The following is a 23,116-nucleotide window of genomic DNA, read 5'->3' as shown; positions in this document are numbered from 1 at the left end:
TAACCGATAGGAGCCCTTCGTCGTGACCGATTTGCCTGACGCATCCATGCTGGGGCCCGCGCAGCGCGCGGCGGCGTGGGAGCGGCTGGGCGCCGACCAGTTCGACGTGGTGGTCGTCGGCGGCGGCGTCGTGGGCTCCGGGTGCGCGCTGGACGCCGCCACCCGCGGGCTCAAGGTGGCGCTCGTCGAGGCACGCGATTTCGCCTCGGGCACGTCGAGCCGCTCGTCGAAGATGTTCCACGGCGGGCTGCGCTACCTCGAGCAGCTGGAGTTCGGCCTGGTGCGCGAGGCGCTCTACGAGCGGGAGCTGTCGCTGACCAAGCTGGCGCCGCACCTGGTCAAGCCGATGCCGTTCCTGTTCCCGCTGACGCACCGGGTCTGGGAACGCCCCTACACCGCCGCCGGAATCTTCCTCTACGACCGCCTGGGCGGCGCGAAATCCGTTCCGGCGCAAAAGCATCTGACCCGCGCCGGCGCGTTGCGGTTGAGCCCGGGCCTGAAGCGGACTTCGCTGATCGGCGGGATCCGCTACTACGACACCGTCGTCGACGACGCCCGCCACACCATGACGGTCGCGCGCACGGCCGCCCACTACGGCGCGGTGGTGCGGTCGTCGACCCAGGTGGTCGCGCTGCTGCGCGAGGGCGACCGGGTGACCGGCGTGCGGGTCCGCGACTCCGAGGACGGCGCGATCACCGAGGTCCGCGGCCACGTCGTGGTCAATGCGACCGGGGTGTGGACCGACGAGATCCAGGCGCTGTCCAAGCAGCGCGGCCGGTTCCAGGTGCGCGCGTCCAAGGGCGTGCACGTGGTGGTGCCGCGCGACCGCATCGTCAGCGACGTCGCGATCATCCTGCGCACCGAGAAGTCGGTGATGTTCGTCATCCCGTGGGGCAGCCACTGGATCATCGGCACCACCGACACCGACTGGGACCTCGACCTGGCCCACCCCGCGGCCACCAAGGCCGACATCGACTACATCCTGGGGACCGTCAACACCGTGCTGGCCACGCCTTTGACGCACGCCGACATCGACGGCGTGTACGCCGGGCTGCGCCCGCTGCTGGCGGGCGAGAGCGAGGAGACGTCCAAGCTGTCCCGCGAGCACGCCGTGGCCGTGCCCGCGCCCGGCCTGGTCGCGATCGCCGGCGGCAAGTACACGACCTACCGGGTGATGGCCGCCGACGCCATCGACGCCGCCGCCCAGTTCGTGCCGGCCCGGGTGGCGCCGTCCATCACCGAGAAGGTCAGCCTGCTGGGCGCCGACGGCTACTTCGCGCTGGTCAACCAGGTCGAACACGTCGCCACGCTGCAGGGTCTGCACCCGTATCGCGTGCGGCACCTGCTGGACCGCTACGGCTCGCTGATCGACGACGTCCTGGGCCTGGCGTCCGACGCCCCGGACCTGCTCAGCCCCGTCAAGGAGGCGCCGGGCTACCTGCGGGTGGAGGCCCGCTACGCGGTCACCGCCGAGGGGGCCCTGCACCTGGAGGACATCCTGGCCCGCCGGATGCGCATCTCCATCGAGTACTCGCACCGCGGCGTCGACTGCGCCCGCGAGGTGGCCGACGTGGTGGCGCCGGTGCTGGGGTGGAGCGCCGAGGACGTCGACCGCGAGGTCGCCAACTACACCGCCCGGGTGGAGGCCGAGATCCTGTCGCAGGCCCAGCCCGACGACGTCTCGGCCGACGAATTGCGGGCCAGCGCGCCCGAGGCGCGCGCGGAAATCCTCGAGCCGGTCCCGCTGAGTTGAGGCCGGCGCCGCTCCCGGTGCGCGACGGGCTCGGACCCGCGCGGGTGCGGCTGCGCGGTGGGCCGGTACTGGCGGAGCTGAACGCGCGGTTCGGTGTGGCCGACCGCGAGGTCGTCGACGCCGACGGGGTCGTGGTCGACGAGGCGACGGTGCTGCCGGCCGGTTCGTTTGTCTACCTGTATCGCGAACTGCGCGACGAGGTTCCGGTGCCGTTCTCGATGCCGGTACTTCACCGCGACGACGACATCGTGGTCGTCGACAAGCCGCACTTTTTGGCCACCATGCCGCGGGGGCGCCACGTCGCGCAGACCGCGCTGGTGCGGCTGCGCCGGGAACTGGAGCTGCCCGAGCTTTCCCCGGCCCACCGGCTGGACCGGCTGACGGCCGGGGTGCTGCTGTTCACGGCGCGGCGCGAGGTGCGCGGCGCGTACCAGACGCTGTTCGCCCGCGGCCTGGTGTCGAAGACCTATCTGGCGCGGGCGGCGGTCGACCCTGCGCTGGTGCTGCCGCGGGTGGTACGCAGCCGCATCGTGAAGCGCCGCGGGGTTTTACAGGCCGTCACCGAGCCGGGTGCGCCCAACGCGGAAACGCTGGTGGAACTGGTTTCTGACGGCCTGTATCGGCTGACGCCGCGCACCGGGCGCACCCATCAGCTGCGGGTGCACATGGCCTCGCTCGGGATACCGATCGACGGAGACCCGTTGTATCCCAACGTCATTGACGTGGCCGCCGACGACTTCAGCACGCCGCTGGGGCTGCTGGCGCAGCGCATCGAGTTCGACGACCCGCTGACCGGCGCGCGCCGCGAATTCGTCAGCCGCCGCGCTTGTCCCTGAGTGAACCAGAATTTGGTCGCCGACGTCCGGGGTGATGTCCCGAATGCTGCCGGCGGCGAGTGTGGCTACTGCCCGGGAGCCAGCCCCACAGCGGCATCTTGCGCGGCGGTGCGTAGCCGTTGGTCCCACACGGCGAAAACGGTGTCGTCGACCCCTAGGGCGAGGACGCTGGCAAGGTGGACCGCATCGGCGCCACGCAGCGCGTGCGCTGTGGCTAAGTGCCCGGCGTGGTGGGCAATATTCTCCGTCAGCTCCACCGCCCGAGTGGCTGCCCAGTACTCTTCCCACATCGCCTGGGCGTGGTGTTGTTCCTCGGCGCCCAAGCGGCCTGCACGGCCTGCGGCCGCCAGCGCTGCGCACACCTCTGGGTACGCCAACCGAGAAGAGACCGCGGCGTCGCAGCCATCCCATAGTGCCGCGGCAATGTCGCTGTCGTCCTCCTCAACGAGGAGTTTGACGAACGCGCTGCTGTCGAAGTAAACGATCGGCACGGGTCAGCGGCGTTGATCGCTCACCAGGTCAGAGACCGATCCCCGAGCACGCACTCGTGTTGCCCTGCGAGCCGTGGGCCGGTCCGCTGATCGAGGTCGACTCAGTACACCCTGCCGCGTCAGCTGCTCCAGCAGCGGAGCGGTGTCCACAGCCACCAGCCGGACTACCGGCGTTCCCCGATCGGTGACGACGACTTCCTCGCCGGCGCGCACCCGCTCGATCCAGTCCGCTAGCTCGGCCCGCAACGTACTCACCGCCACATGCATAAGGGAAGTGTACAACGGCAACATAGTTACTTGTACGTCGATGCCTAAGCGTTCTGGTTGAGTCTGCGCCGCATCTCGGTATGCGCCAGTATTGGCGAGACCTTCAGAGCCTGGAGCGGTGGACCCGCTTCGAACCGCACAAGCTGCGGTGGCAGGGTTTTCTCAAAGACTCCGGCGGAACAGGCTTTTGGCATGAGACATACTTCATGAGCGGCGGCATGGAGGCGATCTACGACGATGTCGAGCCGCTGATTGGCTTCGCCCGTTTTGCTCCGAGCGAAACCGCTCGCGGCGCGATGTTCTCGGCGCGCCGGAGGGCAGGCCACGGGAAGCAGCCGACGGTTCAGCCGGTGATCCTCGAGGCGGACTACTACTCGAGCTAACGTTCCGTGGGTGGCGCGACCACGAACTGCCCAACGGCACCGTCATCTGGTCGCTGCCCGGCGGGCGTCCCTATGTCGCCACCTCGCAGCGCGATGATGCCCCGGCGCCTCAACGACCCAGCTACCGGCGTGAACACCGGGAAACCGGGTAGCCCGTCGCCATGGACATCACCGTGACCTTCGTCGGCAACGCCACCACGCTGATCGCCGCCGGCGGGCTGACGCTGTTGACCGATCCGAATTTCCTGCACCGCGGACAGCACGCCTACCTGGGCTATGGGCTGGTATCCAAGCGCCTCCACGAGCCGGCCCTGAGCATCGACGAGCTCCCGCCGCTCGACGCCGTGGTGCTGTCGCACATGCACGGCGACCATTGGGACCGGGTGTCGCAACGGGGCCTCGACCACGGCCTTCCGGTCGTCACCACCCCGCACGCGGCCAAGCGGCTGCACCACCGCGGCTTCGGCCAGGCGGTCGGCCTGCCGACCTGGCAGCGCCACACGATCATCAAGGGCACCACCACGCTGCACGTCACGTCACTGCCCGGGCGGCACGCGCCGGGGTGGGCGCAGCGGCTGCTGCCGCCGGTGATGGGCACCATGCTGGAATTCGTCTCCGCCGACGAGTCGGTCCGCCGCCTCTATGTCTCGGGCGACACCCTGCTCGTCGAGGAACTCCACGAGATTCCGGAGCGCTTCGACGCGATCGACGCGGGCGTGCTGCACCTCGGCGGGACCCGGCTGCCGGCCGGGCGGCGGCTTCCGTTCGGGCTGACGGTAACTATGGACGGACGGCAGGGCGCGGAACTGGTGGCGGCGCTCGCGTTGCCGGAGGTGATCCCGGTCCACTTCGACGACTACGGCGTCTTCGCCTCACCGCTGGCCGACTTCGTCGGCGAGATGCAGCGCCGCGGCCTGGCCGAGCGAATCGTCAAGCTGGAGCGCGGCGCCTCGGTCACCGTGTAAGGGTTCTCCCTGCTCAACGAAGCGTGCGTATCGCTTCGCCCGCCAGCGCCACCGGTATATCGTTCGTCTCATCCGTTACCAACGGGGGAAGGATCCGGTACGTGGGGCGCCGACGCGCAATGTTTTCGCTATTGTCGCGGCGCGGTCAACGCGACGTTCCGGGGTCGTTCCCCGCATAGGGGATGTGAGATGTCATGGATTTGCTAGCGCTGCCCCCGGAGGTGACCTCCACCCTCATGCACTCGGGGCCCGGAGCCGGCTCGCTGATCGAGGCGTCGGCCGCGTGGCAGCGCGTGGGCACCGAGTTGGAGAACACGGTCAGCACGTACACCTCGGTGGTGAACGCGCTGATGGAGTCGTGGAGCGGCCCCTCGTCGACGGCGATGCTGCAAGCCGTCCAGCCCTACATCACCTGGCTGCGCGGCACCGCGCAGCAGTCACAGCTGATGGCGTCCTCGGCGCAGGCCGCCGCGACGGCGTTCAACGCCGCGCGCTCGGCGGTGGTCCCGCCCGCCGCGGTCAGCGCCAACCGGACGCGGCTGTCCCAGTTGATCGCCACCAACCGGTTCGGCAGCAACCTTCCGGCCATCGCGGCGACCGAGGACGAGTACCAGGCCATGTGGGCGACCAACTCCGCGGCCCTGACGCGCTATCAGGCGGCCTCGACGCAGGCCACCGAGCTGCCGGGCTTCTCCTCGCCGCCGCCGATCGCCGACCCCGCCGCGACGGCCGCGCAAGCCACCGCCGCACCGGCCGCCGCCGCCCCGGCGGCATCGACCCCGATCGGGGACTTCCTGACGTCGGTCCTGAGCACCCCGTTGGGCTTCGACCCCAACCAGGGTTGGTTCGGGCTGGCGAATACCTATGCCAACCAGTTCATCTCGTCCGGCTTCCCCATCAACCTGCTCAGCTACGTCGCGCAGAGCACGTCGGCGCAGGCCCTGCAGAGCGTGGGCAGCGACGTCGGTCAGGGCCTGGCCGAGGGGGAGTCGGCGCTCGGGGCGTCGGAGATCGGCCTCGCCAGTGCGATCAAGGGCATGGGATCGGCGCCGGCCGCGTCGCTGGGCGTCGGCGTGTCCCTGGGAAAGCTGACCGCGCCGCCCGCCGTGGTGGGACTGTTACCGGCCGCCCAAACGCCGGTCCAGCTGGCGTCGGCGGCGTCACCGCTGGATGCCGGGGACGCCGGGTTCGGCATGCTCCCGCCGTTGATGCCGCCGCCCATCTCGGCGGGTAGTGGCTGGCGAAAGCGCAAGCAGCCCAAGGCCGAGGAACTCGAAATCGGCAAGCAGGTCAAGGGTTCGGTGATCCACCCGCCCCCGTCAGCAGGATAGAGCCGGCCCGACGTCATGGATTTTCAGACGTTGCCCCCCGAGGTCACCGCGGCGCTGATCCACTCGGGGCCGGGCGCGGGGTCGCTGATCGAGGCCTCCGCGGTGTGGCAGCGGCTGGGCATCGAGGTGGAGGACGCTCTGCCCAACTACGCAACGGTGCTGTCGTCGCTGACCGAGGCCTGGCAGGGCCCGTCCTCGCGGGCGATGATGGCGGCCGTCGACCCCTACGTCACCTGGCTGAGCACCACCGCGCACCAGTGCGAGCAGCTCGCCAACTCGATGCGTGTCGTCGCCACGGCATTCGAATTAGCCAGCCGCACAGTCGTTTTCCCCGTGCAGGTCAGCGCCAACCGGACCCGGCTGGCGCGGCTGATCGCCAGCAACTGGCTCGGGACCAACAGCGTGGCGATAGCCGAGACCGACGCCCAGTACGAAGGCATGTGGGTGAACAACTCGGCGGCGATGTATCGCTACGCGGCGACGTCGGCGCAGGCCACCCGGCTGCCGCAGTTCGCGTCGCCGCCGGCGATCGCCAATCCGGCTGCGGCGGGCGCGCAAGCCGGCGCCGCGTCCGCAGCCGCGGCCACCCCGGCGGCATCCACACCCCTGGGCGACTTCCTGACGTCGATCCTCGACAGCCCCGGCGGCTTCAACCCCCACGACGGCTGGTTCGGATTGGCCAATACCTACGCCAATCAGTTCATCGCCAGCGGGTTCCCCATCAACATGCTCAGCTACCTGGCGCAGAGCAATACCGCGCAGGCGCTGCAGAACGTCGGCAGTACCCTGGGCCAGGGCCTGAGCGAGGGCGCCTCGGCCCTGTCGGCGGCCGGCGCGGACCTGGCCGGCGCGGTCAGGTCCGTCGGCTCGGCGCCGACGGCGGCGGTGGGCGTCGGGGTTTCGATGGGCAGGCTGATCATGCCCCCCGCCGCGGTCGGGATGCTGACCGCTTCCCAGACGCCGGTGCAGCTCGCCTCGGCGGTATCCCCGCTCGCCGCAAGCGAATCCGGGTCGCCCTTCATGCCGCCGCCGATGATGCCGCCGGTGACGCCGCGCGACAAGCGCAAGCGCGAGGGCCGCGACTATGACGACATCGAATACGGGCTGGAGCTCAAGGGCACCTTCATGACCCGCCCGCCCTCGGCCGGTTGAAGCCGAAAGTCACTGCGTCAAGCGTTGAATCGAGTGGTGCTTAGGGTTGACGCACTAGCCCGCGGGTGCAACGATTGCCGTTGCAAGCACCTCGCTAGGTGAGGCGTCTGCACGGACACAGGCCACTGACCTCGAACGTCGAAAGACGCCCAGGGTCAGGACAGCTTTTCCCGGATTAAGGGTTGAGCCCAAGTGGCTTTCGGCTCCATCGAGCCGGATACGCCGTGTGGTGCCGAAGCTCTGACGAGAGGGGTGCGGCGCCCGGGCGTTGTCACCCGGGTCCTTCTCCCCGGCATGCACTGTATGGCATCCCCGTGTGCCCTGGCTGTAAGGAGGTGAGAGCGAAATGAGTCCCGACGACAGTCCGTATTCCAGATCGACCATTTCGTTGCGAACCGAACCAGGCACCGTTCCGGCAGCCTGAACGGCTCACCTCGACACCTCTCGTCCGCAAAGTAGTCGGCAGCTCGACGTCCGGTTGCGTTGCGGTCAGAAGCCCTATGTCGCTTTCGATTTCGTGGTCGCAGGCTTTGCCGCGCCCAATTTGTCAGGAGAACTCCCATGAATTTTGTCACCGCCCGGCCGGAATCGCTGGCCGCAGCCGCGACCCGCCTGCAGCAGATCGGCTCCACGCTGGCCGCCCAGCACGCCGCCACCGCGGCCCCGATGACCGGCGTAGTGCCCGCGGCCGCCGATGAGGTGTCGCTGGTGACCGCGGCTAAGTTCGCCGTGCACGCCCAGACGTTCCAGACACTGGGCGCTCAAGCCGCCGCGATGCACGAGCTGTTCGTCTCCACCTTGGAGACCAGCGCCGGATCGTATGCGGCCACCGAGGCGGTCAACGCCGCCGCGACCCGCTGAGCGCTCGAGGAGCGAGCGATGATCGACTTCGCGGCGCTGCCGCCGGAAATCAACTCGGCCAGAATGTATTCGGGGCCGGGATCGGCGCCGATATTGGCCGCCGCTTCGGCCTGGAACACCATGGCCGCCGAAATGCGTTCCGCCGCAGCTTCTTACGGCTCGGTGATCGCCGAGCTGACCGGCCAGGGCTGGTTCGGCCCGTCGTCGCTGTCGATGTTGGCGGCGGCTACACCGTACGTCGAGTGGCTGAGCAACACCGCCACCCAGGCCGAGCAGACTGGCACACAAGCCCACGCGGCCGCGACCGCGTACGAGGCGGCGTTCGCCATGACCGTGCCGCCCGTGGTCGTCGCGGCGAATCGCGCCCAGCTCGCGATGCTGGTCGCGACCAACGTCTTCGGGCAGAACACCCCCGCCATCGCGGCCACCGAGGCCCAGTACGCCGAGATGTGGGCGCAGGACGCCGCCGCGATGAACGGCTACGCCGGCGCCTCGGACGTCGCATCGGCGTTGTCACCGTTCAACACGCCACAGTCCGCCGCCAGCGCCGGTGGAATCGCCAACCAGGCCAACGCCGTTGCGCAGGCGGGCCAAACACCCGCGGGCACCGGCGGATCGGCGCTGTCGTGGCTGGAAAGCCTGCTCGCGACCGGTTCGGACCCGTCCTCCCCGTTCTACAACCTGGCGCAGTTGGTGAACGGAGGCTCCGGATCGTCGCTCTACAGCTTCTTCAATTCCAATTTCGTCAGCACCGGCATCGTCAACGGGGCGCTCGCCGGTGGCCCGTTCAACCCGGAATTCATCCTGCAGACCATCGCCGGGTTCAACTTCATGTTCGGCAAAGGAGCCGCTACCGCGGGCATGGCGGCGGCGAACGCCGCTGTCCCCGCCTCCGGCGTGCTGGCCTCCGCCGGGTTGCCCGGAGCGGGTGCCGCCGCGATGGGCCATGCGCGGCTGGTGGGGGCGCTGTCGGTGCCGGGAACCTGGGCGTCGGCGGCCAACGTGAGCCCCGCCGAAGCGGCGCTGCCGGCCACCGGCCTCGACATCGGCTCGGGCGGGCCCGGCGGGCCGGGGGCCTACACGCCGATCGTGGGCGCGGGCCGCAGGCTGCGCCGGGCCATCCCCAAATACGGGTTCCGCCCCGTCGTGATGCCGCGGCCGTCGGCCGCCGGATAAGAGACTCGAGGAAACCACCATGATCGACTTTGCGGTATTCCCACCGGAAATCAACTCCGCCCGGATGTACTCCGGTCCCGGCTCGGCGCCCATGCTGTCCGCGGCCGCCGCATGGAACACGATGGCCGCCGAAATGCGTTCGGCGGCCGCGGAATACGACGCGGTGATCGCCGGGCTGACCGGCGAAGGCTGGTTCGGTCCATCGGCGATGTCGATGGTGGCCGCGGTTGCGCCGTACCTCGAGTGGCTGAGCGCCACCGCCGCCCAGGCCGAGCAGGCCGGCTCCCAGGCCAACGCGGCCGCGGCCGCCTTCGAGCAGGCGTTCGCCGTGACGGTGCCCCCCGCGGCGATCACGGCCAACCGGGACCAACTGTCAAACTTGTTGGCCACCAACGTTTTCGGTCAAAACACCGCGGCGATCGCGGCCACCGAAGCCCAATACGGGGAAATGTGGGCCCAGGATGCCGCCGCGATGAACGGCTACGCCGGCGCCTCGAGCGCGGCGACACAGTTGACACCGTTGAGCGCGCCGAACTCCGGCGGCGCATCGGGCGGCGGTGCGGCCAAGCAGGCCAACGCGGTCAGCCAGGCGGCCACCACGCCGGCGGGCACCGCGCAGTCGACGGTGTCGTCGCCGTTTTCGAACGTGCTGGGTCAACTCGAAGAGGTGATCGCGCCGGGTTCGAACCAGGACAAGACCGGGCTGGCCGGGATCCTCAACGACCTCAGCGGGTCCAACGGCGCGCTGCTGGGGGGCTCGCTGTCCAATGCGTCGATCGGCAACTTCACCAACGCGTTCACCACCAGCGGCTTGCTGAACCCGACGTCGATGATCGACTCGGCAACCGCGTTCAGCTTCCTCGAGCCGGGGTCCAACGCGCTGGGCGGCGCGTCGGAGACGTCGAGCGTGGCCGCGCTCGGCCAGCCGGTGACGCTGGCTTCGGCGCGGATGGGGAGCGCAAACCTGGTCGGGGCCCTGTCGGTACCGCCGAGCTGGAGCGGTTCCGAGGCGGCGATCAGCCCGGCCTTTGCGACGACCCGCATCGGGGCGGGCGCCTACCAGAGCCTGAGCGGCACCGAAATGGTGATGCAGGACGTCGGACCGATGGGCATCCCGGGCGCGCCGTTGGGGGGGATGGCCGACGCGGCCGACGACGAGTTCAGCGCCCCCGTCTACGGATTCCGCCCCCGCGTCTTGGGCCGCCCGCCGGCCGCGGGTTGACCTGAATCGACGCCGAAAGTCACTGCGGCGCTTGGCCGGCCGGCACCCCGGACAGGCCGGCCGAAATGCCCCGGTCGATCTGGTCCGCGACGGAGGACCCGTCGCTGGAAACCGTTTGCGAGCAGGCGCAGCTCAATTCGTTGAAGACGCTGGGGTCGGCGCCGGCCGGTGCGGCCCCCGCCAGCGCGGCGCCGACCGCAAGGGCCGCGCCGACAAGGAGTTTCGGTGCCACCCCGAAATTTTAGGCAGCCGATTGTCGCGTCCCCGCAAGCGCGGCGTTGCGATTTCGTTAAGACGCGTGCTTCGGGCAGTACGCGCGGATGCTCGCGCCGACGAAGTAGCCGGCGTGGTAGCCGTCCAGATCGGTGTTGCCCATGACGGTCTGGGCGACTTGGCTCGGGGTCTTGCCGATGTCGAGTTCGTCGCAGACCTCGTGGCCGGCGACGACGGCCTGCTCCGGGGTGCCGAAGTGGATACCCTTGGCGTTCAACGCCGCCAGGAACGCGTCGTCGCTGGCGTCGGCGTGCGCGATCGGGACCACCGCCACCGCCAGGGGGGCGAGTGCGGCCGTCAGGACACGGGCGCTTCGCATGTCGCATCCTCCCTCGCGGCGCAGTCGGCACTCAGCTTCGCACAATGCGACCAGGGCTGAATTGCAATCGCGGCAACTGCCGCAAAGGGATGGGCGTTGAGCCGTTACGACGGGACGTCGGCGTACTGCGGGCAGTAGGCGCGCTCGGCGAGGGCGACGAAGAACCCGGAGTGGTCGCCGTCCAGGGTGCTGCTGTTCATCACGTCCAGCGCGATCTGATCCTGGGTCTTGCCCATGTCGAGCTGGTGGCAGACGAGGTGGCCGGCCGCGATCGCGGACGCCGGCGCCTCGTGGGCGATGCCGTTGGAGTGCAGCACCGAGATGAACGCGTCATCGGTGCCGTCGGCGTGAGCGGCCGGGGCCAGTGGACCAAGAAGCGCGACCGCCGGAACGAATCCGGCGGCCAACACCGACAACAGGGGGCGGAGCCTGCGCGTACGGGTGTTCGGCATGCCTGCAGACTCGCCCACAAAGGTTGCGAGCAGGTTACGGCTGTGCATCGTGTAATGGTCGCGGACGTTTCCAACACCGCAAATAATTAGAAACATCGCGACATTAAATCGGCGCGCGGTCTGCGCGATCGGCCCGCCTCCCGCGATCCACGGCCGCGCTCGGTAGCTTGACGGCATGCCGTATACGCGCTGGTTGTCGCTCGCCATGCTGGCGATGTGCCTGGTGGGGTGTGGTGCGCGTCACGTGGCGGCGGCCGGCGCCCGGGACCTGTCCGGCACGTTGCGGTCCGGCGGCATGGACCGCACCTACGCGCTGCACCTGCCGCCCGGCGATCCGGTCGGGCTGGTGCTCAGCCTGCACGGGGGCGGCGGCACCGGCAACGGCCAGCGCGGCCTGACCGACTTCGACACCGTGGCCGACGCCCACGGCCTGGTGGTGGCCTATCCCGACGGCTACGACAAGAGCTGGGCCGACGGGCGGGGGGCGTCGCCGGCCGACCGCCACCACGTCGACGACGTCGGGTTCCTGGTAGCGCTGGCGGGCAAGCTGCAAAGCGACTACCACATCGCGCCGGGGCATGTCTTCGCCACCGGGATGTCCAACGGGGGCTTCATGTCCAACCGGCTGGCGTGCGACCGCGCCGACGTCTTCGCCGCGATCGCGCCGGTGGCGGGCACGCTGGGCTCGGGCGTGGCCTGCCATCCGTCGCGCCCGGTGGCCGTGCTGGCCGCGCACGGAACCGCCGACCCGCTGGTGCCGTTCAACGGCGGGAAGGTGCGCGGCCGCGGCGGGGTCAGCCACGCGATCGCGGCCACCAGCATGGTGGACACGTGGCGCTCGGCCGACGGCTGCCAGGGCGACCCGTCGTCGCAGGTGTTACCCAACGTCGGGGACGGCACCGTCGTCCACCGCTTCGATTCCACCGCGTGCGCGGCGCCCACCGCGGTGGTCTTCTACCAAATCGACAACGGCGGGCACACCTGGCCGGGCGGCAAACAGTATCTGCCCCAGGCGATCATCGGGCGCACCTCGCGCGCCGTGGACGCCTCGGAGGTCATCGCCCAGTTCTTCCTCGCCCACGCCCGCGACTAGCGGTACGCGGGGCAGTACGCGGCGATGGCCGCGCCGACGAAGTACCCGGCGTGATAGCCGTCCAACTGGCTGTTGGTCATCACCTCGTTGGCGATGTCCGGCTTCTGCTTGCCCATGGCCAGTTCCTGGCAGACCTCATGCGCCGCGGTGAGCGCGGCCTGCGGCGATGAGAAGTCGATGCCCCGGGCCTTCATCGCGTTCAAAAAGGTGTTGTCCATGGCGTCGGCGTGCGCGGCCTGGCCGGGCCCTCCCGCGACGCCGAGCAGCGCCAGGGCCACGGCTAGGCCGGCCAGCAGCGCACGGGGGGTCACCCCGCGATCATCGCACGCCGGGCACCGGCGCGCGAAAGTTCGCTCAACGCTGGCACGACGGGCACCAGTACGTCACCCGCTCGCCGCCGTCGTCGTAGCGGATGCGGGTGCCGCAGCGACGGCAGGGCTGCCCGGCGCGCCCGTACACCCACAGCTGCCGGCCGTGCCGGGTGTCGCCGGTGGTGCAGCGGTTCCAGCGGAACCGGTTGACCCACAGCATGTCTCGGGCGCGGGACACCAGCCGGCGCGGATCGGTGACCTCGACGACCGGCGCGGTGGGCAGGTGGCCGGCGACGAAACACAGCTCGTTGCAGTAGACGTTGCCGATGCCGGCCAGCACCCGCTGGTCCAGCAGCGCCTCGCCGAGCGGGCGGTCCGGGCGCGCGGCCAGGTTGGCCGCGGCCCGCACCGGGTCCCAGTCCGGTCCGAGCAGGTCGGGCCCCAGGTGCGCGACGGCGTCGCCGTCGCGGTCGCGCTCGAGGATCTCCAGCACCCCCAGGTCGACGCCCACGGCGCGAACGCCGCTGGCTTCCAGCACGATCCGCGCCCGGTGGTCCACCTTCACCGGCCGCTTGCCGACCCGCCAGCTGCCGTCCATCTTCAGGTGCGAGTGGATGCTGGCCGGCCCGACGCGGATGAACAGGTGCTTGCCGCGGCTGAGCGCCTCGTCGACCACCTGCCCGGTCAGGTCGACGGTGGCGAACCGCGGCACCCGGACGTCGCAGCGCGTCAGCGTGCGCCCGGCCAGGTGTTGGCGCAACATGGCCGCGGTGTGCCAGACGGTGTCACCTTCGGGCATGGTTCACCGCAACCGCATCCCCCGTGGGGTCCGGGCGAATCCGGCTTCGGAAAGCGCGGTGAGCGCCGCCTGCGGCGCGCCCGGCTGCAGCGCCGGCGTCCCGTCGACGCGTTCGACCAAGATCGACGCGACCCGGCGGGTGGCGACCAGCTCGGCCAGCGCCCCCGCCGCCGCCCGGTCGGCGGCGGGGTCGTCGGTGAACGTCAGCAGCGAGCGCCCGCCCCGCTCCAAAAACCAGGCCAGCCCGCCGTCCACCAGCACCACGAGCGCGCCCGCCTTGCGGCCGGGCCGGGCCCCCGGGGCCTCGGTATCCCCGTTGGCTGCCGGCCAGGGCAGGGCGGCGCCGTACGGGTTGGCCGGGTCGGCGGCGGCCAGCGCGACGGCCCGGTACTCCGGTCGCTCCGGGTCGATCCCGTCGCTGTAGCTGCGCAGCCGGTCGACGGTGGACGCGACGGCGAACTGGGCGCCACCGAGCGACTCGACGAAATAGCCGCGCTGGCACCGGCCGGCCTCCTCGAAGGTGCTCAGCACCTTGTACAGGGTGGCGAAGCCGCCCGGCACGCCCTCGTTGGCCACGGCGCCCCTGGTGAGCACGCCGTGGCGGGCCAGCAGCAGCTCGGCCTGGTAGTGCGCGCGCACCGTGGAATCGGGCTCCGGGGCCGGCAGCGCCGACCACCGCCCGGCCACCGCCGGGTCGGCGCTGCGGTGCTGGGCGTGCGCGACGGCGTAGCGGCTCAGCCGCGGCGGCCGGTGCGTGCGGTGCGCCGGCTGGGACCGCTTGCGGGCGCCCGCGCCGGCCAGCACCGCGCGCACCGGCGCGAACGTGTCGCCGGTGACCCAGCCGGCCCAAATCAGTTCCCACAGCGCCTCTTTGAGCGCGGCTTCGGTGATGCCGTCCTGGCCGAGCTGGCGGAAGAAATACGCGCCGCCGCCGGCCAGCGTGTCCAGGATCGCGCGGTGCACGTCGGTGAGGTCGAGCGCGGCGGGCCCGGCGAGGGTCGGCGGCGCGGAGTCGCTGGCGTGCAGCGCGATCCAGCCGTCGCTGCCCGAGATCGATCCGGCGCCCGACCAGGTGACCTCGCCGCTGGCCAGCAGCTCGTCGAGCAGCGCGGGGGAGTAGTCGCGGACCCGCGGGGCCAGCACCAGCGGTTCGAGCGCCGACGCCGGCATCCGCACGCCGGCCAGCTGGTCGATCGCGGCGGCCAGGCCGTCGAGACCGGACGTGGCGCCGGCGCCCACGTGGTGCCAGGCCGGCAGGAACCGCCCGTAGGCGGCGGTGCTCACCGGCTCCACCTGCGCTCGCAGCGCCGCCAGCGACCGTCGCCGCAGGATGCGCAGCACGTCGGCGTCGCACCACTGCTCGCCCGCGCCCGGTTCGGCGCTGGCCTCGGCCGTCACGAAGTCGCCGCGCACCAGCCGGTCGTCGGCGGCGAGCCGGCCGAGCACGTCGGCCGTCACCCGCAGGCCCAGGCCGAACCTGCCGGCGGCCTCGGCCGTGGTGAACGGCGTGTGGGTGCGGGCGTAGCGGCCCAGCAGCTCGCCCAGTGGGTCGGCCACCGACTCGGTGAAGGCGGCCGGCACGCCCGGCGGGACCGCGGCGCCGACCCCGTCGCGCAGCCGCCCGATGTCCTCGACGGCCACCCACCAGCTGCGGCCGGCGAACGACACCGTCAGCGCGCGCCGGGCCGCGCGCAGCCCCTCCAGCCAGCCGCCGACCTCCGCGCCGGCGGCCCGCGCGGCGACCTCGTCCTCGGTCAGCGGGCCCAGCAGCCGCAGCAGGTCCGCGACGCCCTCGGCGTCGCGCGCGGCCCGGTCGTCGGACAGGTGCTGCAACTGCCGGCCCGTCGCGGCGATGACGTCCGGGTCGAGCAGCTCGCGCAGCTCCACCCGGCCGAGCAGCTCGGCGAGCAGCGTGCTGTCCAGCGACAGCGCCGCGGCCCGGCGCTCGGCCAGCGGGGTGTCGCCCTCGTACATGAACGCGCCGACGTAGCCGAACAGCAGCGACGCCGCGAACGGGGAGGGCCGCGCCGTCTCGGTCTCCACCACCCGCACCCGGCGCTGGGCGATGCCGGCCATCAGCCCGGCCAGCGCCGGGACGTCGTAGACGTCCTGCAGGCATTCGCGGATGGTCTCCAGCACGACCGGGAAGTCGGGGTACTTGCGCGCCACGTCCAGCAGCTGGGCCGCGCGCTGGCGTTGGTGCCACAGCGGCGAGCGCTTTCCCGGATGCCGCCGGGGCAGCAGCAGCGCGCGGGCCGCGCACTCGCGGAACCGCGACGCGAACAACGCCGAGCCGCCCACCTCGGCGGTGACGATCGGGTCGATCTCGTCGGCATCGAACACGAAAAGGTCCGCGCCAGGAGGGGACTCATCCAAAGTGTCGGGCAATCGCACCACGATGCCGTCGTCGGAGGCCGTCGGCTTTTCGTCGATGCCGTAGCGCTCGCGCAGCCGGCGGCCGACCGCCAGTGCGAGCGGCCCGTGCACGCGCAGGCCGTGCGGCGAGTGGAGGATCACCCGCCAGTCGCCCAGCTCGTCGCGGAACCGCTCGACCAGCAGCGTGGTGTCGGTCGGGACGACCCCGGCGGTGCCGCGCTGCTCGTCCAGCAGTCCCCACAGGTTGTCGGTGGCGTACGCGTCGAAACCCAAAGCGGCGCAACGCTTGTCGAACTCCTCGCGGTTCAGCGCGGCCAGCTCGCCGGTGAACGCGCCCAGCGCGGCGCCGAGCTCGGCGGGGCGGCCGACGTCGTCGCCGCGCCAGAACGGCAGGCGGGCCGGCTGCCCGGGCGCCGGGATCACCAGCACCCGGTCGTGGGTGATCTCGGTGATGCGCCAGCTGGTGGCGCCCAGCGATATCACGTCACCGGGCCGCGACTCGTAGACCATCTCCTCGTCGAGTTCGCCTACCCGCGAAGGCTTTTCGGAATCGGTGGCGAGGTAGACGGTGAACAGCCCGCGGTCGGGGATGGCGCCGCCGGAGGTGACGGCCAGCCGCTGCGCGCCGGGCCGCGCGGTCAGCGTCCCGGCATCGCGGTCGTAGACCAGGCGCGGACGCAGCTCGGCGAATTCGGTGGACGGGTACTTGCCGGACAGCAGGTCCAGGGTGGCCTCGTACACGCTGCGCGGCAGCGTCGCGAACGGGGCGGCGCGCCGCACGGTGTCGAACCACGCTTCGGCGTCCAGCGGCTCCAGGGCGGCCGCGGCCACGGTCTGTTGCGCCAGGATGTCCAGCGGGTTGGCGGGCACCCGCATCGTCTCGATCTGGCCGGCGAGCATGCGCTGCACCGTGACCGCGCACCCGATCAGGTCGGTGCGGTGCTTGGGGAACAGCACGCCCTGCGACACCTCGCCCACCTGGTGGCCGGCCCGCCCGATGCGTTGCAGGCCGCTGGCCACCGACGGCGGCGCCTCCACCTGGATCACCAGGTCCACGGCGCCCATATCGATGCCCAGTTCCAGGCTGGAGGTGGCCACCACCGCCTTGAGCAGCCCGCGCTTGAGGTCCTCCTCGACCAGGGCGCGCTGCTCCTTGCTGACCGAACCGTGGTGGGCGCGGGCCAGGATCGGCTCGGCGCCGTAGGTCTGGCCGCTGCCCATGAGGTGCGCGGGGGCGCCGCCGGCCACCTTCGGGTTGGCGTCGGTCGACAGCGCCACCCCGCAGCGTTCGGCGTGGATCTCGTTGAGCCGGGCGGTGAGCCGCTCGGCCAGCCGCCGCGAGTTGGCGAACACGATGGTCGAGCCGTGGGCTTCGATCAGGTCGACCAGGCGCGCCTCGACGTCGGGCCAGATCGAATTGTTGGCCAGGTTGGCCATGTCGGGCACCGGCACGGCGACCGCGAGCTCGATGGTCTCGGCCGACGGCGGCGCCACGATCGTGGTGGGCGACTGCCCCGAGAGGAACCGCGCCAGCTCCTCGGGCGGGCGCACCGTCGCCGACAGCCCGATGCGCTGCGCGGGCTTGCCCTCCCGCAACGCGTCCAGCCGCTCCAGCGACAGGGCCAGGTGCGCGCCGCGCTTACCGCCGGCGATGGCGTGGATCTCGTCGACGATGACGGTCTGCACGCCGGCGAGGGTCTCCCGCGCGGCCGAGGTGAGCATCAAGAACAGCGACTCGGGGGTGGTGATCAGCACGTCGGGCGGGTGGGCGATGAGCTGGCGGCGGGCCGCCGGCGGGGTGTCGCCGGAGCGGACGCCGACGCTGATGTCGGGCGGCGGCAGGCCACGGCGCTCGGCGATCCTGGTGAGCCCCGCCAGCGGGGTGCGCAGGTTGCGCTCGACGTCGACGGCCAGCGCCTTGAGCGGCGACACGTAGAGCACCCGGGTGCCCGACGGGCGCTCGCCCGCGCCGGCCAGACGATCCAGGGCCCAGAGGAACGCGGCGAGCGTCTTGCCGGACCCGGTGGGGGCGATCACCAGGGTGTTGGCGCCACCGGCGATGGCCTCCCACGCCTCGGCCTGCGCGGTGGTGGGGGCGGCGAAGGTGCCGCGGAACCACTCGCGGGTGACCGCGCTGAACCGGCCCAGCGGGTCAGGATTGCTCACGCAACCATGGTGCCAACGGGTACCGACATGCGCTCAGAGTTGCGCGGTGGCCATCGTCTCGGCGAGGTCCGGCGGGATGTTCGGGATGCGGACGATGGCGTCCAGCAGCGCGTGCGCGCAGGCGTCGGCGAGCCCGTCGGCGTCGGTCGTCGGGTCCATGATCCGCTGCCGGCAGATCTCGAAGGTCAACGCCAGCCAGCCGTGCAGGATCACCCGCAGGTGCCGTTCCACTTCGGGCCGAAGCTTCCGCTCCGGGGTCGAGCTCACCAATTCCTCGATGCGGCCCATGATGTGTTCCATCTGGCGGTTCTTGGCGTCGTCGCTGACCCCGAGCAGCACCGGGTCGGAACGGCCCAGGCCGACGTACGCCGCCCACGCGGACTCCGGGTGCTGTTGCTGGTAGGCCATGTAGGCCAGCACGCCCAGCTTGAGCTCCTCGAACATCGTCAAACCGGCGGGCCGCAGCTCGTTGGTGGCCTCGTGCAGCCGGTCGGCCTCGTCCTGCACCACCGCCGCGAAGAACGCCCGCTTGTCCGGGAAGTAGTGGTACATCAGGGCGCGGGACACCCCCGCCCGCTCGGCGATCTCGTCGATGCGGACGTCGTCGTACGGCCGCTTCCCGAAAACCTCCGCCCCCAGAGCTAGCAACTCGGCTCGGCGGTCCTCAGGGGATAACCGCCTCCTGGCTGTTGCCATGTGTCAGATAGTACTCACGGGGGACCGCGCGCAATTGAAACAGGGATTATCCACCGGATCGGCCCGCCGGACCCGGCGCGTCAGTCCGCTTTGATGCGGCGCACGCAATACCGGAATGCGTACCACGAGATCTCCGCCTGCAGGTTCGCCTTGTCCAGGTAGCCCTGCCAATCTTGGCGCCGAAAGCCCCGGGCGATCGAGATCATTCCGTCGGAACGGATGATGCGGTGCCAGCCCGCCAGCCGGGCGATGACGGGGAAGCCGTAATACGGGAACGAATGGCGGTGCAGGTCTGCGATGTGCCAGCCGTATACCGAATTCGTTTCGAACCAGGACAACAGCTCGACGACGTCCTTGTCGCCGAGGTGATGGGCGACCTGCGAGCTGACAATGAAATCCACCGGACGTTCCGGTTGGTAGGAAAAAACGTCGCCGGTCCGGTATTCGATCGCCATTTGCGGCGGCGTGGCGCCGCGCGCGGCGACGGCGCTTCGGGGATTCAGGTCGATGCCCGTCAGTTGCGCTTTGAGCCCGCGCCGGTCCGCCCACCGCGCAATGGCCCGCAGCAAATCGCCGTCCCCGTAGCCGACATCCAGCACGGAGAATTTCTCGCGGGGCGCCAGCGCCTTCGTTTGCCGTGCCAGCCAGCGCAAAGTGGGGCGGTGGGTGAAAGTCAGGCGATTGACGACGGCAAGTTCGGCCAGGCACCGCTGGTAATCGGCTAAGTCGACGTCGCCGTCGTCCAGCACTTCCGGCATTGTGCTGCGTATCGAGAGGTCCATTCGCCCTTCCCCGACCCTGAGCTCTCTCGATCCATGGTGCGGTATTCGTCAAGCTGCTGTCTTCGGCTTCGGCAAGTCCGGCCGGCGGTTACCGGGTCGGCAAGCCGCGCAATGGTATCGAAAACGTACCTTTTCCCGAAACCCCGGTCAGCCGAACCGCACACCTTGGGCCAGCGGCAGCGCGTCGGAGTAATTCACGGTGTTGGTGGCCCGGCGCATATAGGCCTTCCAGGCGTCCGAGCCGGACTCCCGCCCGCCGCCGGTCTGCTTCTCGCCGCCGAACGCGCCGCCGATCTCGGCGCCGGACGTGCCGATGTTGACGTTGGCGATGCCGCAGTCGGATCGGGCCAGGAAACGTTCGGCCTCCCGCAGGTCGGTGGTGAAGATCGCCGAGGACAGCCCCTGCGGCACCGCGTTGTTGAGTGCGATCGCCTCGTCCAGGTCGTCGTAGGTCAGCACGTAGAGGATCGGCGCGAACGTCTCGGTGGCCACGATCGCGGTTTGCGCCGGCATGCGGACGACGGCGGGTTCGACGTAGTAGGCGCTCGGGAGGTCCGGGACGTGGCGGCGCTCGCCGCCGACGACCTCGCCGCCGTCGGCGCGGGCCTGCTCGAGGGCGCCCACCATGTCGCGGTAGGCGGTCTCGTGGATGAGCGGACCGACCAACGTGCCGGGCGCCGACGGGTCGCCGATCGGCAGCTGCCGCAGAGCGCCGGCCACCCGCGTCACCACCGAGTCGGCGACCGACCGGTGCACGATCAGCCGCCGCAGGCTGGTGCAGCGCTGCCCGGCGGTGCCCGCGGCGGCGAACACGATGGCGCGCACGGCCAGGTCCAGGTCGGCCGACGGGGTCACGACGGCCGCGTTGTTGCCGCCCAGTTCCAGCAGCGCCCGCCCGAAGCGCGCCGCGACCCGCGGCCCGACGGCCTGGCCCATGCGCACCGATCCGGTCGCGGACACCAGCGCCACCCGGGCGTCGTCGACCAGCCGCTCGCCGATCTCCCGGTCGCCGAGGATCAGCCCGCTAACACGAGCCGACGACCCGACATCAGCGGCCGCCCGTTCGATCAGCGCGTGGCAGGCCAGCGCCGTCAGCGGCGTCAGCTCCGAGGGCTTCCACACCACGGGGTCCCCGCACACCAGCGCCACCGCGGCGTTCCACGCCCACACCGCGACGGGGAAGTTGAACGCGGTGATCACGCCGACCACGCCGAGGGGATGCCAGGTCTCCAGCAGCCGATGCCCCGGGCGCTCGGAGGCGATGGTGCGGCCGTAGAGCTGGCGCGACAGGCCCACGGCGAACTGGCAGATGTCGATCATCTCCCGCACCTCGCCCAGCGCCTCGGATCCGGTCTTGCCCACCTCGACGGTCACCAGCGCCGCCAGGTCGTCCTGGTGTCGCGTGAGCAGCTCGCCGAGGCGGGCCACCAGCGCGCCGCGCGCCGGGGCCGGCGTGTCGCGCCACGCCGAAAAGGCCTGCGCCGCAGCGCCGATCGCCTCGTCCGCCTCCTCGGGCATGGTGGGCGCGACGCTGAACAGCACCTCCCCGGTGATCGGGGTGCCCGCCGGCAGCGCGTGTTCGCCCGGTTCGCCGAGGGGGACGTCGACGCCGATCGCCTCGCACGCGTGCCGCGCCCGGGCCCGCAGCTGCTCAGTACTCATCTGGATGCCTCCTCGTAGAGCGCGTACGGGTCATGGATGTCGCGGCCCATGGCCCCGGCCAGCCACTGCGCGTCGTAGCCCGAGTCGTCGCAGCCGTCGGCCTGCCCGGTGTCGGAGTCGAGGTTGGAGCGGAAGATGCCCGCCGCCGAGGCGGGCAGGAAGTCTTCGTAGACAACGGGTTTGGCGGGGTCGCCGCCGCGGTAGTAGGCCAGCCCGTCCGCGGCCATCCGCGCGTCGGTCGACGGGAAGTAGCGGCCCCACACCGCCGCGGGATCGGGGGCGGCCATCACGGCGTCGTAGCGCGCGCGCCCGCGCGGCGTCAGCGCCACCCCGCGCGCCTCGACCTCGCCGAAGCGCACCCTCAGGTGTCCCGGGCGGACGGTGCCGTCGCGGTCGCGGAACAGGCACGGCTCGGCGCGGGCGCGAAAAGAGGTCTGCCGCAACAGCACCGCGGGGCCGCCGGTGGCGGGCGGGCCCTGGATGGCGTCGATCATGGTGATGCCGCGCCCGCTCATCCGCCGGTACAGCTCGTCGATGTCGAGCACCCGCGGCGTCAGGTGGTTGAGGTGGGTCGAGCACACCCCGGCGATGTCGGCCGCCACCGCCGACACCCGCGACAACTCGTCGTACCACGCCTTGTCGATCGGCTCGCGGGACAGCGCGAACGCCGACACGGCCGCCGCGACGAATTCCGTCGCCTCCCCGGCGCCGCAGCCGCCCTCGGCCGCGATCGCTCGCGCCCGCGCCAGCAGGGCGGGGTCGAACAGTTGCCGGCGCTCGACGAACGTCTGCACGCGGGCGCGCAGCCCGGGCCGGAAGTAGCGCTCGTCGCGGATGGCCAGCATCGACGTGAACATCCGAAACGGGTTGCGCGCCAGCTCGTTCGGATCGGTGGGCCGAAACGCGGTCGACACCACCGGGACCGGCGGCGCGGCGTTGCGCAGGTCGTAGTAGCCCACCGGGAACATGCCGAACGCGGCGAACAGGTCGGCTACCGCGGCCAGCTCGGCCGGGCCGCCCACCCGGATGGCGCCGTGGCGCTCGGCGGTCACCCGCCGCAGCGGGCCATAGCGTTCGGCGCCCGGATGGCGCGCCACGTGGTCGGCGTTGACCCGCTCGCTGACCTCGACCAGCGTGGCGTAGGCGGGCACCTCGGCGGCGTACCTGGCCGACAGCCCCGCGGCGAACCGCGCCCGCAGCCGCCAGGGCTCCACCCGTTCGGCCGGTCTCACGGCGCGCCTCGCGGTGGGGCCGGCTGCGATACCCTCCGGTGAATGAGTGAGTCGCTCGACGACATCGACCGGATCCTGGTGCGCGAACTGGTCGCGGACGGGCGCGCCACGCTGGCGGAGCTGGCCGCGAGCGCCGGGCTGTCGGTGTCGGCGGTCCAGTCGCGGGTGCGCCGGCTGGAGTCGCGCGGCGTCGTGGCCGGGTACTCGGCGCGGATCGACCCCGAGGCGGTCGGGCACCTGCTGTCGGCGTTCGTGGCGATCACCCCTCTGGATCCGTCCCAACCCGATGATGCGCCCGCCCGGCTGGAACACATCGGGGAGATCGAGTCGTGTCACTCGGTGGCCGGTGAGGAGAGCTACGTCCTGTTGGTGCGGGTGGCCTCCGCGCGGGCGCTCGAGGACCTGCTGCTGCGGATCCGCACCACCGCCAACGTTCAGACCCGCAGCACGATCATCCTCAATACTTTCTACAGCGATAGGCAATACATACCATAACTTTTCCGATATCTACGTCATAA

General features: G+C 71.1%; 23 protein-coding genes and 1 riboswitch. Of the genes, 11 read left to right on the top strand and 12 right to left on the bottom strand.

The window, feature by feature from the left end:
- Positions 1-46 precede the first annotated feature (46 nt).
- Both AC5Y4Z_RS21440 and AC5Y4Z_RS21435 read left to right on the top strand, forming a co-directional pair.
- Positions 47-1,753 (top strand): glycerol-3-phosphate dehydrogenase/oxidase, encoded by a 1,707-nt coding sequence (locus AC5Y4Z_RS21440; RefSeq protein WP_499967094.1) that lies wholly within the window; start codon positions 47-49, stop codon positions 1,751-1,753.
- Positions 1,750-2,589, top strand: coding sequence for a pseudouridine synthase (locus AC5Y4Z_RS21435; protein ID WP_499966836.1), 840 nt, complete (start codon positions 1,750-1,752; stop codon positions 2,587-2,589). Before AC5Y4Z_RS21440 ends, AC5Y4Z_RS21435 begins: the two co-directional genes overlap by 4 nt.
- Before the next feature lie 65 nt (positions 2,590-2,654).
- On the opposite strand, the gene AC5Y4Z_RS21430 is transcribed toward AC5Y4Z_RS21435, so the two are convergent.
- Together AC5Y4Z_RS21430 and AC5Y4Z_RS21425 are read right to left on the bottom strand one after the other, a co-directional pair.
- Positions 2,655-3,080, bottom strand: a complete 426-nt coding sequence (locus tag AC5Y4Z_RS21430; RefSeq protein WP_499966834.1) for a type II toxin-antitoxin system VapC family toxin — start codon at positions 3,078-3,080, stop codon at positions 2,655-2,657.
- A 3-nt stretch (positions 3,081-3,083) separates the two neighbouring features.
- The gene (locus tag AC5Y4Z_RS21425) at positions 3,084-3,347 is read right to left on the bottom strand and encodes a type II toxin-antitoxin system Phd/YefM family antitoxin (RefSeq protein WP_499966832.1); all 264 of its coding nucleotides are present in this window, start codon (positions 3,345-3,347) and stop codon (positions 3,084-3,086) included.
- A gap of 53 nt (positions 3,348-3,400) precedes the next feature.
- Here AC5Y4Z_RS21425 and AC5Y4Z_RS21420 point away from each other — a divergent pair, with 53 nt between their 5' ends.
- The 7 genes from AC5Y4Z_RS21420 (at position 3,401) to AC5Y4Z_RS21390 (ending at position 10,437) form a co-directional block, all read left to right on the top strand.
- The gene (locus AC5Y4Z_RS21420) at positions 3,401-3,730 is read left to right on the top strand and encodes a monooxygenase family protein (protein WP_499967093.1); all 330 of its coding nucleotides are present in this window, start codon (positions 3,401-3,403) and stop codon (positions 3,728-3,730) included.
- A 161-nt stretch (positions 3,731-3,891) separates the two neighbouring features.
- Positions 3,892-4,695 carry an MBL fold metallo-hydrolase gene (locus tag AC5Y4Z_RS21415; protein WP_499966830.1) on the top strand — a complete coding sequence of 268 codons (804 nt, stop codon included), beginning with the start codon at positions 3,892-3,894 and terminating at the stop codon, positions 4,693-4,695.
- 194 nt (positions 4,696-4,889) lie between these two features.
- Entirely contained in the window at positions 4,890-6,026 is a 1,137-nt protein-coding gene (locus AC5Y4Z_RS21410) for a PPE family protein (RefSeq protein ID WP_499966829.1), read from the top strand.
- A 15-nt stretch (positions 6,027-6,041) separates the two neighbouring features.
- Complete coding sequence (locus tag AC5Y4Z_RS21405) at positions 6,042-7,178, top strand: PPE family protein (protein WP_499966828.1); 1,137 nt, start codon at positions 6,042-6,044, stop codon at positions 7,176-7,178.
- A gap of 83 nt (positions 7,179-7,261) precedes the next feature.
- Positions 7,262-7,437: riboswitch (M-box (ykoK) riboswitch) on the top strand.
- A 302-nt stretch (positions 7,438-7,739) separates the two neighbouring features.
- Positions 7,740-8,039: a PE family protein gene (locus AC5Y4Z_RS21400; protein ID WP_499966827.1), complete on the top strand. Its 300-nt coding sequence runs from the start codon at positions 7,740-7,742 to the stop codon at positions 8,037-8,039.
- Between the two features lie 18 nt (positions 8,040-8,057).
- Positions 8,058-9,215, top strand: coding sequence for a PPE family protein (locus AC5Y4Z_RS21395; RefSeq protein WP_499966826.1), 1,158 nt, complete (start codon positions 8,058-8,060; stop codon positions 9,213-9,215).
- Positions 9,216-9,234: 19 nt separating this feature from the next.
- Positions 9,235-10,437 carry a PPE family protein gene (locus tag AC5Y4Z_RS21390; RefSeq protein ID WP_499966825.1) on the top strand — a complete coding sequence of 401 codons (1,203 nt, stop codon included), beginning with the start codon at positions 9,235-9,237 and terminating at the stop codon, positions 10,435-10,437.
- A 19-nt stretch (positions 10,438-10,456) separates the two neighbouring features.
- Here AC5Y4Z_RS21390 and AC5Y4Z_RS21385 read toward each other — a convergent pair whose 3' ends face one another.
- The 3 genes from AC5Y4Z_RS21385 to AC5Y4Z_RS21375 all read right to left on the bottom strand — a co-directional run bounded on the left by AC5Y4Z_RS21385 (position 10,457) and on the right by AC5Y4Z_RS21375 (position 11,481).
- Positions 10,457-10,669, bottom strand: a complete 213-nt coding sequence (locus tag AC5Y4Z_RS21385) for a hypothetical protein (protein ID WP_499966823.1) — start codon at positions 10,667-10,669, stop codon at positions 10,457-10,459.
- A gap of 57 nt (positions 10,670-10,726) precedes the next feature.
- Entirely contained in the window at positions 10,727-11,029 is a 303-nt protein-coding gene (locus AC5Y4Z_RS21380) for a DUF732 domain-containing protein (protein ID WP_499966822.1), read from the bottom strand.
- Positions 11,030-11,133: 104 nt separating this feature from the next.
- The gene (locus AC5Y4Z_RS21375) at positions 11,134-11,481 is read right to left on the bottom strand and encodes a DUF732 domain-containing protein (RefSeq protein ID WP_499966821.1); all 348 of its coding nucleotides are present in this window, start codon (positions 11,479-11,481) and stop codon (positions 11,134-11,136) included.
- 175 nt (positions 11,482-11,656) lie between these two features.
- On the opposite strand from AC5Y4Z_RS21375, the gene AC5Y4Z_RS21370 reads away from it, so the two are divergent.
- Positions 11,657-12,574: an extracellular catalytic domain type 1 short-chain-length polyhydroxyalkanoate depolymerase gene (locus AC5Y4Z_RS21370; protein WP_499966819.1), complete on the top strand. Its 918-nt coding sequence runs from the start codon at positions 11,657-11,659 to the stop codon at positions 12,572-12,574.
- Here AC5Y4Z_RS21370 and AC5Y4Z_RS21365 read toward each other — a convergent pair.
- The 7 genes from AC5Y4Z_RS21365 to hglS form a co-directional block, all read right to left on the bottom strand.
- Entirely contained in the window at positions 12,571-12,885 is a 315-nt protein-coding gene (locus tag AC5Y4Z_RS21365; RefSeq protein ID WP_499966818.1) for a DUF732 domain-containing protein, read from the bottom strand. The genes AC5Y4Z_RS21370 and AC5Y4Z_RS21365 overlap by 4 nt on opposite strands.
- Positions 12,886-12,928: 43 nt before the next feature.
- Positions 12,929-13,684, bottom strand: a complete 756-nt coding sequence (nei2, locus tag AC5Y4Z_RS21360) for an endonuclease VIII Nei2 (RefSeq protein WP_499966817.1) — start codon at positions 13,682-13,684, stop codon at positions 12,929-12,931.
- 3 nt (positions 13,685-13,687) lie between these two features.
- Positions 13,688-18,226, bottom strand: a complete 4,539-nt coding sequence (locus AC5Y4Z_RS21355) for an ATP-dependent helicase (RefSeq protein ID WP_499966815.1) — start codon at positions 18,224-18,226, stop codon at positions 13,688-13,690.
- A 33-nt stretch (positions 18,227-18,259) separates the two neighbouring features.
- Entirely contained in the window at positions 18,260-18,922 is a 663-nt protein-coding gene (locus tag AC5Y4Z_RS21350; protein WP_499966814.1) for a TetR/AcrR family transcriptional regulator, read from the bottom strand.
- Between the two features lie 80 nt (positions 18,923-19,002).
- On the bottom strand, positions 19,003-19,671 hold the full coding sequence (locus AC5Y4Z_RS21345; protein WP_499966813.1) for a methyltransferase domain-containing protein: 669 nt from the start codon (positions 19,669-19,671) through the stop codon (positions 19,003-19,005).
- Between the two features lie 180 nt (positions 19,672-19,851).
- Complete coding sequence (amaB, locus tag AC5Y4Z_RS21340) at positions 19,852-21,366, bottom strand: L-piperidine-6-carboxylate dehydrogenase (protein ID WP_499966812.1); 1,515 nt, start codon at positions 21,364-21,366, stop codon at positions 19,852-19,854.
- On the bottom strand, positions 21,363-22,598 hold the full coding sequence (hglS, locus tag AC5Y4Z_RS21335; RefSeq protein WP_499966811.1) for a 2-oxoadipate dioxygenase/decarboxylase: 1,236 nt from the start codon (positions 22,596-22,598) through the stop codon (positions 21,363-21,365). The genes amaB and hglS overlap by 4 nt, the downstream gene beginning before the upstream one ends.
- Before the next feature lie 42 nt (positions 22,599-22,640).
- On the opposite strand from hglS, the gene AC5Y4Z_RS21330 reads away from it, so the two are divergent.
- On the top strand, positions 22,641-23,093 hold the full coding sequence (locus AC5Y4Z_RS21330) for an Lrp/AsnC family transcriptional regulator (protein WP_499966810.1): 453 nt from the start codon (positions 22,641-22,643) through the stop codon (positions 23,091-23,093).
- Positions 23,094-23,116: the final 23 nt, after the last annotated feature.

The organism is Mycobacterium sp. NGS63 (assembly GCF_059812295.1).
This window is presented reverse-complemented; position numbering and strand designations above follow the sequence as displayed.